The 13,041-nt window shown below is 32.7% G+C and carries 13 protein-coding genes and 3 pseudogenes; 10 read left to right on the top strand and 6 right to left on the bottom strand.

Going from position 1 to position 13,041, the window contains the following annotated elements:
* Positions 1–359 precede the first annotated feature (359 nt).
* On the top strand, positions 360–839 hold the full coding sequence (locus tag AABL52_RS14340) for a homoserine dehydrogenase (RefSeq protein ID WP_341517744.1): 480 nt from the start codon (positions 360–362) through the stop codon (positions 837–839).
* Between the two features lie 263 nt (positions 840–1,102).
* Here the strand turns inward: AABL52_RS14340 and AABL52_RS14335 are convergent, their stop codons facing one another.
* Positions 1,103–1,549 (bottom strand): hypothetical protein, encoded by a 447-nt coding sequence (locus tag AABL52_RS14335; RefSeq protein WP_033656246.1) that lies wholly within the window; start codon positions 1,547–1,549, stop codon positions 1,103–1,105.
* 404 nt (positions 1,550–1,953) lie between these two features.
* Entirely contained in the window at positions 1,954–2,691 is a 738-nt protein-coding gene (locus tag AABL52_RS14330; RefSeq protein WP_341517743.1) for a collagen-like protein, read from the bottom strand.
* Positions 2,692–3,538: 847 nt separating this feature from the next.
* Here AABL52_RS14330 and AABL52_RS14325 point away from each other — a divergent pair.
* From AABL52_RS14325 to AABL52_RS14295, 7 genes and pseudogenes are all read left to right on the top strand, one after another.
* Entirely contained in the window at positions 3,539–3,688 is a 150-nt protein-coding gene (locus AABL52_RS14325; RefSeq protein WP_170968880.1) for a hypothetical protein, read from the top strand.
* Between the two features lie 445 nt (positions 3,689–4,133).
* Complete coding sequence (locus AABL52_RS14320) at positions 4,134–4,730, top strand: hypothetical protein (RefSeq protein WP_000122592.1); 597 nt, start codon at positions 4,134–4,136, stop codon at positions 4,728–4,730.
* Between the two features lie 554 nt (positions 4,731–5,284).
* Complete coding sequence (locus AABL52_RS14315; protein WP_157639288.1) at positions 5,285–5,437, top strand: hypothetical protein; 153 nt, start codon at positions 5,285–5,287, stop codon at positions 5,435–5,437.
* Between the two features lie 220 nt (positions 5,438–5,657).
* Positions 5,658–5,852: a hypothetical protein gene (locus tag AABL52_RS14310; protein ID WP_080000129.1), complete on the top strand. Its 195-nt coding sequence runs from the start codon at positions 5,658–5,660 to the stop codon at positions 5,850–5,852.
* A gap of 879 nt (positions 5,853–6,731) precedes the next feature.
* Positions 6,732–6,956, top strand: coding sequence for a hypothetical protein (locus AABL52_RS14305; RefSeq protein ID WP_151630523.1), 225 nt, complete (start codon positions 6,732–6,734; stop codon positions 6,954–6,956).
* A 74-nt stretch (positions 6,957–7,030) separates the two neighbouring features.
* Positions 7,031–7,456 (top strand): phage holin family protein, encoded by a 426-nt coding sequence (locus tag AABL52_RS14300; protein ID WP_341517742.1) that lies wholly within the window; start codon positions 7,031–7,033, stop codon positions 7,454–7,456.
* Positions 7,456–7,713: pseudogene (locus AABL52_RS14295) on the top strand (GH25 family lysozyme); the annotation flags it as partial. The gene AABL52_RS14300 and the pseudogene AABL52_RS14295, both read left to right, overlap by 1 nt.
* A 92-nt stretch (positions 7,714–7,805) precedes the next feature.
* Here AABL52_RS14295 and AABL52_RS14290 read toward each other — a convergent pair.
* The 4 genes and pseudogenes from AABL52_RS14290 to AABL52_RS14275 all read right to left on the bottom strand — a co-directional run bounded on the left by AABL52_RS14290 (position 7,806) and on the right by AABL52_RS14275 (position 9,626).
* Entirely contained in the window at positions 7,806–8,234 is a 429-nt protein-coding gene (locus AABL52_RS14290) for an SMI1/KNR4 family protein (protein WP_341517741.1), read from the bottom strand.
* Positions 8,234–8,473, bottom strand: a complete 240-nt coding sequence (locus AABL52_RS14285; protein WP_232289217.1) for a hypothetical protein — start codon at positions 8,471–8,473, stop codon at positions 8,234–8,236. Before AABL52_RS14285 ends, AABL52_RS14290 begins: the two co-directional genes overlap by 1 nt.
* 162 nt (positions 8,474–8,635) lie before the next feature.
* Positions 8,636–8,899 (bottom strand): annotated as a pseudogene (locus tag AABL52_RS14280) (pre-toxin TG domain-containing protein); the annotation flags it as partial.
* 226 nt (positions 8,900–9,125) lie between these two features.
* Positions 9,126–9,626, bottom strand: a complete 501-nt coding sequence (locus tag AABL52_RS14275) for a YxiF family protein (RefSeq protein ID WP_199713912.1) — start codon at positions 9,624–9,626, stop codon at positions 9,126–9,128.
* A gap of 376 nt (positions 9,627–10,002) precedes the next feature.
* Here AABL52_RS14275 and AABL52_RS14270 point away from each other — a divergent pair.
* Positions 10,003–10,221: pseudogene (locus tag AABL52_RS14270) on the top strand (thiaminase II); the annotation flags it as partial.
* 331 nt (positions 10,222–10,552) lie between these two features.
* Positions 10,553–12,940 (top strand): RNaseH domain-containing protein, encoded by a 2,388-nt coding sequence (locus AABL52_RS14265; protein ID WP_341517740.1) that lies wholly within the window; start codon positions 10,553–10,555, stop codon positions 12,938–12,940.
* The last annotated feature ends 101 nt before the right edge of the window (positions 12,941–13,041 follow it).

Below are 13,041 nucleotides of genomic sequence, written 5' to 3'. Positions count from 1 at the left end.
GAGAAAAAAGGAATCCATTAGTGAAGCATTATGTAATTTTTATAAAAGAATTTGATAAAAACTGATGTAGCACTCAAGTGAAAGAATGATATTTAGGTGTAAATCAAGATAAGATAGAAAAAGCAATGATTAGATTTAAAGTCTAATCATTGCTTTTTTTGTATTTTTTACCATAAAATAATAAGTCTGTTGCTTCTAGTTAGTGGGTAGCAAAAGAAATTATTACAACTATGTAAGGTTAATGTAATGTTAATCGATAGTAAAAAAAGATACTTGAGTGTATTTTAAATGAGATTTAAAAGTACTGTTTATTTTTAAAATATTAGGGTAAGCAAAATTTTATTAGGAAGTGTATTAAAATGATTGAACTTAAATCTACGATCCATGCCTACAAACTAAAGAGAAAAATAGCAAGGGATTTATACGGAAACAGAGATGAATTAACACTGTTATTAAATGAATGTAATAACATGAAACACACAGTAACATGTGAAAAAAAGAAAAATAATATATTATCTCGTTTACAATTAATTTATCAGAATATGAAATTAGATAAACGGTATCCTCTTCCAATTACTTTTAATAGTAAATTATTGGATCGATTAGAAAAAGAATCTCTTCATTCTATTGAGGAAGGTATAGCATGTCTACAAATAATGTTAGATATAAATTATGAGAAAATAAAACAATATGGATCGAGTACAAGTAGGTCATTTGTTCCATTATCACAGTCTTCCATTTGTCTTGCTGATTGTATTTGCATAACTGGATTTGTATTAGGATTACTAGGTGCAATTACATTTGGGGGATTAGTTTTATCTGTATGTTCAATTACATAAAGGTTGATATTTGCAAGAAGGGCACCGACTTAAGGTATTCTTTTTTAGTTTTAATGTAAAGTTATTGTATTAAAATAAAGATTTTAGGGGTGCTGTATAAGCGATTAAATGTCATTCTTGATGAAAAAGATGCTCTTCGAAAAGAGTTAAGTGAAGTATCAAAAAAATGAACAAAATAGTTATTTTAATAAAATAAGGGGAGATCAGGGGAGTGAAAAGAAAAGAACCCTCTATTTAAAGAGTTCTTCTGGTGATTTAATCTATTACTTGCACTCATGGTAATATTCATCGTACGAATCATTCTTATCATTGCAACAGATGCAAAAAGTTTTTTGGACCAAAATATCAATAAAATCAAGGATTTCAGTATTATTAGTGAGGGTAAGACTTTGGAAATCTTCTACTTGAAATACTCTTGTTTCATCTGGGACAAGGGTGGCGATAATTGGTGTGGGGGACCTTCTTGTTCGAATAGTTACTTCAATCGAGCTAACATCACTGGCAACAGATATTTGAATTAATGTTTTATTGTGGTTATTGGTGAAATCTTCAAAAGCAGTTCTTGTAGTGTTAGCTGGTACGTTGAAATTTAAAGCTGTATTCGAACCAGTTATTGTATGGGTTTTGATAAAACAGTTATCTTTTTGATGGTGAGAATACGATTGTTTTTTATAATACTTTTTACCACCTTTATAAAAATAATCAGCCATATGAATTTATAGCTCCCTTCTTTTTGATGTTTATATAGTCTATTTAATAAAGCGAAGTAGTGCTTGTACAAAATTATAAAATTCGCTCTCGTAATTACTTGAAAATGTTATTTGAAAATTAAAGAGCGCCATCCAAGGCGCACTCGGATAAAACCTAATATTGAAAAAGAATACCACATGATATCGTATGTATGCTTCTAAGGGGTGTGCGGATTTAATATAAAATAGATATTTGAATGAAATGAAGAGTAACCCATGTTTATTAATGAATATATATAGTGAGCAGGCTCATGGTTGAGGAACGGGATTTTAGTGATTTCTAATGTGAAAAGAGAGCCAGGGGGCCCTCTTAAATAGTTATTGGATTCGCTAGAAAAACGAAAAGATTCAGATATATTAATGTATTAAAAATTTTGTGAACATGAAGTGCAAGGTCCACCAGTAGGTTGGAATACAACATTATCAACAAAAGCTGTTGCGCCTTCTCCCCCCGTAGCTAAGTTTTGGAAACTAATACATGCTGTAGTTACATCAGCAGGTATACACACAACAAGGGTATAATGTTGGAAGGCAGCTTGTTGTTGAGGTGCAACAGGTACAATGTGCGGAATGTTTAATGGTCCAAGTGTTGTAGGGTTAGGAGGACATCCTTGACCAAGTTCTGGAAACGATACAGAAGCAACAAGGAGTGCTCCGTCTCTTATATCCCCAGCAAAAGAAAGGGTAAAGCAACAACCTTCGCCCACATCAACAGATTGGGTCATAATTCCTCCAGGTCCAATAGAAACAGCTAAAGCACTCAAGGTTCCATTTGGAAGAAAACGACCGCTGTGCGCATTTGGAAATCCTACTTCTGAAACATTTCCCGTTACAATCCATCCTGGAACTGGAGTACCTGGTGTTGCAGGTTCATCAAATCCAGGGTTATCAAGAACATTCGTACATGGGCAACATGCCGTAGCAGCTGGTCCTGTAGCCCCGGTTGGTCCTGTAGCCCCGGTTGGTCCAGTCGGCCCGGTTGGTCCAGTCGGCCCGGTTGGTCCAGTCGGCCCAGTCGGCCCAGTCGGTCCAACTTGAGGTGGGGGTACAGGGGGGAGAAAACAATCACATGGAATATGAAATTTCTTTTTAAATTCACTCATTTTTACACCATCCTTATCACTCATTCACCCACTTACACACTACAACTTATGAATTGGTTAACACACAAGTATAAGAAAAAGGCCCTTGAAAATTAAAATAAATAAAAAAATAAGCCCTTATGTCACAAATATAAACCCATTCCATAATATATAAGGAACATGGGTTCACTCCAAAAATCTTTTAATATATATATGAAGATTCGATTCCTGAATCAATACAGTTGAACCTGTTTCTCCTGTTGCTTCTGTTGGTAAAGTGAATGACGAAAAATAGATAGAAGTGTTGAATCGATTAAACTTGATTTAATAGCAGTTCCATGTAAAACAATATTTTCTTCATTCATTCCTTTACCTCTTATGATTGCTCGTCATAGGAGGTAAAGGTAGCAAAAAGCAAATCATGAAGTTGGAATGCAATTATCTAGAAGTGTAAGGATTGTTAAGAGGAATTAAAGAATGTATCGAAGTGAATGGAAAATGCAAGAAGAATTATACGATCATAGTGGTTAGATAATATATGATGGTGAATGGGTTGAAATGGACAAGCAGTTTTATTTTATAAATTAAACAAAAATTTCAATTGATAAGTATTCAAAAATCAAAAAAGAGCACTTAATAAAGTGCTCTCGTGACGAGATTCATTTTGTAACGACTATTTTATAAAGAAAGGAACGCAGAATATTATATGTGCGTACAGTCCAATTGAGTTCTTTTTTTACAAACAAAGTGCAGCTAGCAAAAGCTAACTGCTCGTTCTAAAGGTGACAATCTAGATATATAAATATAGTCTGGCCAAAAAAGGAGAACCATTCAAGTAAGTAGATCGAACGGAGGGGAACCGTATCGTATGAATCAATTGTCATTTTTTAAAGACATCGATGAAAAGGAGATGCATAGACTTGTGGTGAAGGAGCTGAAAAACTACAAAGCATTGTGCGTCCGGATGAAAAATCAAGAAGAACAGGCTCGAGCGGGGGGGCATCGTTCTTTTTCCTAAAATGAAAGGTGACGAAAAGAATCATGAGATACGTGTTAAACAAATTGAACGGACGTTGTAACATCTCTTGATGAAGAGGAACGTAGGATAATTGAAATGAAGTACTTAGGGAATCGAAAGGTTAAAGATTCGTTTGTGTACAACGAATTAATGATAAAGCGTGATCCGTTTTATCAGAAGGAAAAAAGTGATATTCAGTTGATAGCTACAGCTGTGGGGATTATATAAACTTAGTTTTGAGGTATCGGAAATGGGATTCTAATATTTTGTAATGTTGTATAGATTGGTTAAGATGAGGTTGTTCCGCTTTACATGTTATATTATTTCCCTGCCCTGCCAATTGGTAGGGTTTTTTAATTCTATTAAAAATAATAATAGCTCGTCCAAACCTTTTAAATCTATCTTACATAGTATGTAGTAATAAATTTAAAAGGGGGAAACTAGTATGTCTTATTCCTACTATGATCATTGTAAGGATAACAAAAAGAAATATCATGATTGTCATAAAAGTAGTAAGAGTTATGACAAATGTGATAAAAAACATGATGAAAAGCCTTGGGTTAATGTAAAAGTGAATTGTTGTTCTGATGATAACCAATACAATCTTGTAAGAGCATCTGCTTTTAGAGCTGTGAGCACAGTTAATCAGATTGTGCCAGCAAATACTTTTGTAAAAGTCTTATTCCAAAATGAACAATTTGATTTAGCAAATGAATATAACCCTGCAACATCCATTTTTATACCAAAGACAAGAGGTGTTTATTCTGTTATTGGAACAATTGCGTTCATTCCCAATAATCTAAACGTAAACTATAGAGCGCGGGTAGAAATTCGAGTTAATGGAAATCCAGCAATTGCAATAGATAATGATTTTTTTGGTCCAATAAACTTTGCTAATGTTGTTGCCGTTTCATCAATAATTCAATTGAATGCTGGGGATGTAGTCGAGGTTTTTGCACAAAGTAGCGTAGCTGGAGTTATCTCTACTGTAGAAAATAGTACGCATTTTGAAGCTGCAAGATTTCCGTCTCCAACAGAATAAGTGATATGAAATCCATCAGTAATCTTATCTAAGTAAAGTCACTAATTTATATTTGACCTGCATAAATGCAGGGCTTTTTTTCGATAAAAAGGGAACGTTTCCGGGGATTTCTCAAAACAGAATCAATATTACTCTATATCTATACAGTTCTTTGAAAGAAGAATAGTGTGGGGATAGCGTAGCCCCTTTATCAAAACGTTACCGGAGAACGGGCAAGGGCGGTAAGAATCCGCAAGAAGGACGAAAAGATCAATTGAATTTATATAGTCAGCCACGATGTGTGAGTGTCGTGGCTTTTGTGTTTCTTATTGAGCCTGGTATATTTGCTGGGTTGATTGGTGATATAAACGTTTGATATACAGGTGCTTTAATTATATATAGGGGATTGCTCTTTTTCGTTTGCCCCTTTACATATATTGAAGAGTGTAGGACAGGCTCACTCGCTTGTATCTACCTTATTTCAATACTCATAAGAAACTCTTTATCACATTAAGAGCATCTACTGGCGCAGGTGCTCTCTTTTTATTGAACAAAATGGGGGAGGGTTGTTATAAATGATAGGGCTTAATCCACTCCATGAATGGTGGAAGATGAGTAGTTACACAAAATGGTATCACTACTTCTGGTTGACGCCAATAATTGCAGTGTTTCTCGGAATAGCTTGGGTAGTTTTAACAATCGTTGATTCTGTTTTATTTAAGAAATAGGAATGATGCCGAATGATAAGACCTATATCAATTATCGTAGACGCTGCCATGATCTGGTTGGTGTCTTGTTTGTTGTTAAGGAAAGATAAGGGGCGAGGCAGACTTGCAAATTGGAATATTATTAGTGTAAAACAAAAAACATAGGCTAGTAAACAAGCTGTTTTCAACTTTTATTCATAGAATATGATGAATTCTATTTTTAGAGGAGGGAATCATATCTATGGGATGCAACAATAATTTTGGACATTCTCGAGATTGCAATAGATTTTGGGATGATTTAGTATTTTGCGGATGCGGTCGTAGACGCAGAAGAAACGATTTTAACGACTGTCATTGTAGACGTGACTGCGATTGTGATGAGTGTCGTCGCAGACGTAATCATGACCGTGATCGTGATGATCGTCGAGATTGGTAAAGCCTTTTAAAAGAGTGCATATCTTTATAGCACTCTTTTTTATTAAGATTTTTAATACTTAATAATTTGAAAGGCGCAGTCTCAATTGGATTTAGCGTTTAACAAAACAAACGAACGAAAAAGAAAAGTAAGAATCAAATGATTCCTGCTAGGTGGAGATATAAGATGGATAATCCGATAGTGCTAATAAATTCTGGTGAAATGTAAAAATCTGATTTAAATCCGTTTGGTGTTTTGATTTTAAGGTTCATGTCCCGACTCCCTTAGCTCTTTTTTATCTTACATTGCTATATACAAACCAAAAGGAAGTTCGTAACAAATAAACGAGAAATATTTTTAAATAAAATTTATTTAGCAATCAGCATAAGTAGTGAACTCATGAAAATATAAAAACTTGAACGTGAGGTGACAGGTGAAATGTAGATGGCGAGACAGCGTAGTCCAGACCGTGATAAAGTATTTAGCTTAGTTACATAAAATAGAAGATATGAGTAAGTGAAGAAACGGCATAAAAAGAAGCGTAATTCGTCAAAGGAACATAATGATCCATTACCATCAAGTTAAGAAATTTATTGTTTCCGATTAATAGTAACGTTTTTATGTGATTGTTATTGATTTTAAAAAATAAAAAACCGCCTTATTTAAAGGCGATTCATAATTTATTTATAAGAGATTACATTTATAAACAACAAGAAAGCAACGTTAGAAGAGTTAGTTCGAAAATTAACAAATGAGAAATCAGAGCAGCCGTAAGCTGTTTTTATTTTGCACAAAATACGGATTTTGTATGGGATTTCCTGCGATAAATTCACCATGAATAAGGTTGTCTCATATCATGTAAAGATTGCTTTATTAAGATGATAAAAGGATGTGAATGTATTGGAAGATGTTTATGTGAAAATTGATAATTTAAAAGCAGAACAAAAAGAAATCATGCGAGATATTCGTAATTTAGAAACCCGCACAACAATTAATGAGAAAGACATAGCAACAATTAATAAGCAATTAGAAAAGATTAGCATGAATACAACTTGGATTTTGCGAATTATTATTAGCGCAATCACTATGTCAGTTTTGGGTTTAATATTAAAAGGGATGATTTAAAATATAAAAATAAAAGTACTTATTAAGAGAGGGACAAGCGTCTCTCTTTTTTATTATAAATAAGGAGTGAAAAGATGGATCGTATGGATGTATTACTGAAAGCATTTATAGTTTTATTCGGTGGCTTCTGCGGATACTTTTTGGGAGGACGGGATACAACGTTGAAAGTTCTTGTTATTTTGGCAGCAATTGACTATATTACCGGTGTATTCGCAGCAGGAATTAATGGAGAGCTAAAAAGTAAAGTTGGTTTTAAAGGCATCGCCAAAAAGGTGGTGCTTTTTCTTTTGGTCGCAGCAGCCACACAAGCTGATGCATTTATGGGAACAAACAGTGCAATTCGTGAAGCGACGATTTTCTTCTTCATTGGGAATGAATTACTTTCACTTTTAGAAAATGCAGGTCGTATCGGAATCCCTTTACCATCAGCTTTAACTAATACGGTTGAAATTTTAGATGGGAAACAAAAACAAACGGAGAAAAAAGGAGTGGATCAATAATGGGACAAATCGTAGACATTTCAAAATGGAACGGAGATATTAATTGGCCAGTCGCAAAACAGTATTTAGATTTTGTAATTGCTCGTGTACAGGAGGGCTCAAATTACGTAGATCCATTGTATAAAGGAAATGTACAAGCGATGAAGCAACACAACATTCCTTTTGGTAACTATGCATTTTGTCGCTTTGTTTCCATTGCTGATCCAACTTCAGATGCTCAATTAAATGCGATGAAGGATTATCTTGATCGTAGAGATTGATGGTATGAGTATTTGAAATAAAACAAAAGGATAGCTTAATCAAAAATAACAGCCGACTCGATATAAATGAGTCGGCTGTTATCTTTTAACTATGACAACAATTCCTCAACTCCGATACCATCTATTAACAATGCTTTTAATGAAGGAGCTATTTTAATTGTTTCTTCAATATCTAAATCTCCAAAATCCACTGTATATAATCCGAATCCTTCTTTTCCTTCTACATATAATAATGCTTTTCCGCCTTCGTCATCACCAATTGCCAGTGAATTTGGTATATATTTTTGAATATCATGTGCTTCATTCATCTCTATGCAATCAGTAGGACCCAAAATACGTATGTAAAGTTCATTTTGTACATTAATCTCTGCATTTGTACAATTTTGGATTACTTCTAAATAATCTACTGGTACATCTATTGATGAGAACTTTTGTAATTCTTGAATGGCCTCTTTACTCGCTGGTGATTCCTGAGCTTCTAATTTGAAGGAATCATTTAATTTTTCTAGAATATTCATTAATAATCAATCCTTTCATACTTTACCTTTAATTTATCAAGCATTTTATATTGCTGTTCTAAGGTTTTTGAAATGTTTTCTTTAGAGAATCCTGCGCGTTCAAAGTCAGATATTAGATTTTTTAATTCATCTTGTAAAGTAGAGCCCCATTTTCCATTGCCTGAACTTAAACGCTCATCAAGCCTTAGATTCTGTGTATTAGAAATAATGGTGTGAGGTAATCCTTTTCCGGTTTCAATAGTTACTGTTGGTGCGAGCTTTGGATCATATCCATACTTACCTAAATTTTCTTTTGCTTATTGATGCTGTAAGCCATGATGAGATTGTAAATCACCGCTATTTGGCCCTCGGTCCTTAGGCATTGAATCACGATGTATTTTATTAAATAATACAAAATTTGGTTTTGCACTGGTTACAGCTTTAGTAGCCTCAACAGCCTCAGTGGTCATTTTTACCCCTTTACCCACTTTAGCGAGTTTCCAGACTGGTGTAATACTAGCTACGACTATTCCGCCTGCAAAAATTCTATCCCAGGTTGACAGTTTTTCTTCAGTAGAAGGGTCAACTCCATCCCAAACTCTTTTAATATCATACTCGCCAGTTAATTCAACAGAGATATTTCGAGCTAGTTTACCGCTATTAAATCCTTTTTCTCCAGTAGAAGGTCACACATTGCACCTTCTACTGGAGAAAGCTATGTATATATGAAGTGAAAAAGGTTCTCTTAACTGAGAACCTTTTTATCTATCTTCAACGCTATTCTATTTCATTTGAATTAAAGTAGCAGTAGGTATACCAATTCCTTCTAAATGATGATTTTTAGATACAAGCCAATTGTTTTCATCCAATAGGATTGGATTTACATCGTCTGAAGGTGGATTGTTTTATAATTTAGATTTTTGTTATTCCCCACATACTGAATTCATAATGATATTCCGTTCTTTCGATACATACGCCGTATTCTAAATCATCACCAACTAATATAAAATCAGCATACCCAGTTAGAAATCTTGATATGGTTGATAATTCTTCTAAATTATCAAATACTTCAGCAATGTTTAGCTTAACTGCTTCAAATTTACCACCCTTAGAGAAAAAGAGTCTTCCTTGATTAACTGGAAATTGAATAGTTTTAGCTGTTTCTTTTAACAGCGCTATTGATAGTCTTCTGTTTTCTTCATAATCAGTGCTACCAAAATTTTTTATGTTTGAATTTTGTTCTAGCGTATTAAATAATTCTTTACAAAATAAATCATTAGATTCTGCATCCATAAATGAGTCCATAGAAATCGTAACAATATTAGTAAGTTCGTCTATCAGTTCTTTTCTACTAGCGTTTCTTTTTGCTTTCATTTTTAGAATTTCGATTCGGCTTTTATTCATATTACTCAAAATTTTTCACACCTTTAGTTTCTTAATGTTTTCCTTTTTTCCATTGGTCTTCCTTTTTCATCATCTGCAGTATGGAAATGGGAACCCCTTCCCATTTTATCTTCTCTATACACAATTATATATACTTTTTCATTCTTAATATTAGAGCCCACCTATGTTCACTAGTTCCATCAAAGATTTGTATAGGTTTGTGGTATGAAGTAGAGTTTGGGATTCCAGCGTTTCGTCTAGCTTTACGATAGCCATTACTAGTTAATAATTTTTCCTGTCTCTCAAGATGAGCTTTATAATTTTCAGTAGCTCTAGCTGTGAAGTGAAAAATAAAGCCATTCTATGGATGGATTTTCTAATGTATACTTACTAATTTGATAAATGTTTAAAAAAGTGTCAGCCAGAAGAGCCAATTTAAAATGATTGGCTTTCTATTTACGGATTTGATTGATTCCGTACATTAGTTGAAGAGCAAATTACATGGTTAGATATTATCGCTGAAAAAGTGACAGAGTCTGACCGCAAGCGAATGAAACAGCATTTTATTATTAGTAGTCAATATGAATATTCATTTTGGGAGATGGTTTATGCCTTAGAAAAATGACCAGTGGATACAGAAGTAAAAGATATAATAGGTTAAAGGAAAGAGGTATTGCTATACTTATGTATGGTCAATACCTCTTTTTATACTCTTTTGTAAAATTATTGTAAATCATAAATACAATACTTAATATATATTGTATAATTCTAATGTAATACATTTATGATTTATAAGGGGGCTATGTATGATAATTTCTTTTAACTTTTATAAGAGTCATTTCATTAATACGTTAATCGAATAAGTAGTATTTGTTGTTCTTTTAAATAAATAGATTATGTGATAATACTTTAGTTTTTTGTGATCAAGAAAAATGAAGAAAGGAAGTAATCATTTTATGGAAAAATTAAAGTTGTTAACATTTGAAAATATAGTAGAACCTCTTTTAAGCGAAAGCGTATCATTTATATATTTTCCTATTGAATGGCTCGATATTGTAGAGATACATTATAAGACATTTTTATTAACGAGTAAGTTGAAACGATTGAATGAAAGATTATATGATATGTTTTCTGATATATTGTTTATTCAGCATAATCCATATGTATTAAATGAAAATACACCATGGATTGTATCCAAAGAACCTATTAGAAAAGAACAACTTGATTATATTTTCCGAAGTTGGTATGAGGTGATTCATGATTGGAAACCTAATAAATTAATAGAATTGCCAAAATATGAATGGCATTACGATTTAATTTCTAACTTAACAGTACTACATGATAATGAAATATATTCTAAGTGGGTGCCTGCTTTAATTTCTCATATTTTTTGTGAGCAACCTGTACGAATAGAGAATATCAATGAAGAAGATATATATTTTTCTCCTCTTAGATCACAAAATATTTGTGAGGCAATGTCAGAGCCTATTAAAGATGAAAAAACTCAAGATTATTTCGCCTATGTATATCGTTTCGAATGTATCACGCGCGGGGGCGAAAATATTCCGTTATTAAATGTTTCAATAGGAATTCGGAGGTTTTATCAAGAATATAACCATCCAGATATTCCTTTGCTATTAAGACGAAAACGGGGCATGATATTGGTTTCTACTCCAGAATTTGCATCGAATAAAAAAAAATTACGGTTTGTAAAACTAAAAGTTCAACAGGCTACAACCGGTATAAAATGGATTAAGATATTTAGAAATTTAAAAGATGATTTTCGTATAGGTGGAGAGGTTGAATTAGAGCATATTCTTCAATATCCGAAAGATTATATGCTAGGAACAAATATTAGGGTGTTGCTTCCATACAATGAGAGAATATATAAAGTTCAAGGTACTAAAATAAAACCTGGTATAAAAGTAAAAGAAAGAGAGTATCTATTTAAAGGGTTCCAGCAAAAATTCTCTTATTTCACATTACTACCAGAATGTAAAAAGGTAGCAACAAATAATGAAAATGAATTATTCCCTTTAATTGCACCAAAAGGATTAGAGGCTATAACGTTAGAAATATGGTCTGAAAAAATATCGTTGGAAGTAGAACAAGCGTTACTTGAAAGTGAAATGGTGTTAGCTCAAATTGGTGAGTCATTATATGTATTAAATGCAGATTCTCCAGTATTGTTAAAAATAGTAAGATATAGTATTGAAAAAGTATTGCAAAATCCATACAAAATGCAATATTGTCAGAAATACAAAACAAATTTGATAGAGGATGTTATGAAAGCGGTTTATGCTACTGCAGGTGAGCGCAATGATGCGACATTGGCGTTAATCGCAATGGAAAATTGTGATGGGCGTGAAAAAATTGATCCAAAGCAAATCGTTAGAGAAGGGTTTGCACGAACAAACCGTATTTCAGCATTTATTAATTTATTTATAGGCCAAAGTGTAACCCATAAAACAATAATAAATTGTATTCTTAGTTTATTAGAACAAAAAGGATTTTTGAAACGTAGTTGGCATAAAATAAATTTACCTTGTGCATATGTTAATTTATCAATTGAACGAATCTCGAAATTTGATTTCTTACCTATTATCTCACAAATAAAAGGAAAAGAAATTTCATATAAATTATATGGGAATACAGAGTGGCAAACGATTGATTGCTTATTATTAAATGTAAATAAACATAATACCTTTTTACCGCAGCCTTCAAAAAGAAATGATATGGGAATTCAATTTAAACAATTTGTTTTTGAAACATTAAAGGGAATTTTACAACGTGCAAAAGAGAAAAATGAACAAGTATATTTCATTATAGATGCGAATTTAAGAAAACATTGGATAAAAGAGTTACAAAATAAAAATATTGATATAGATATTTTACCGGAGATTGTTCCTGATGTGCTAAAGGTTCCTAATTTAAACGTTATAAGAATAAATACATCTTTTGATACACCAAAATACGGTGTGATAGAACGTAATGATGTTCCGGATGGCACAAGTTTATATACAGATCAAAAAGGGATGTATTATAGCACTGGTGAATATTCTTTTAATGATAGTGGAACATTGCAGCGATACATACTTGAAATTTTACCTTTAGGTGTAAAATCTGTAGAAAGGAATTATATCGCCAAAATGATACATTACATGTGCTGTAATTCAAGTATGCTTTTGGAAAAGGATGTACACATGCCGTATTCCATGCATATGGCGAAAGTAATAAAGGGCTATATGACTGATATAGATGCAAGAGAGTTTAAAGAGTTTGATGATGAATTGGATGTAGATATAATAAAGGGAGAAAAGAAAGATTCAATTATTCTGCTTTAAATAATAGTAGACAAATCCTGCTCGTTATATTGATCAGGATTTGTCATTTTTTCATGTAAATAAGGATATCCTTTGTCATGTATCTTTTCTTTTATGTATTT

This window comes from Bacillus paramobilis (genome assembly GCF_038096195.1).
Classification (GTDB): Bacteria; Bacillota; Bacilli; order Bacillales; family Bacillaceae_G; genus Bacillus_A; species Bacillus_A mobilis.
This window is presented reverse-complemented; position numbering and strand designations above follow the sequence as displayed.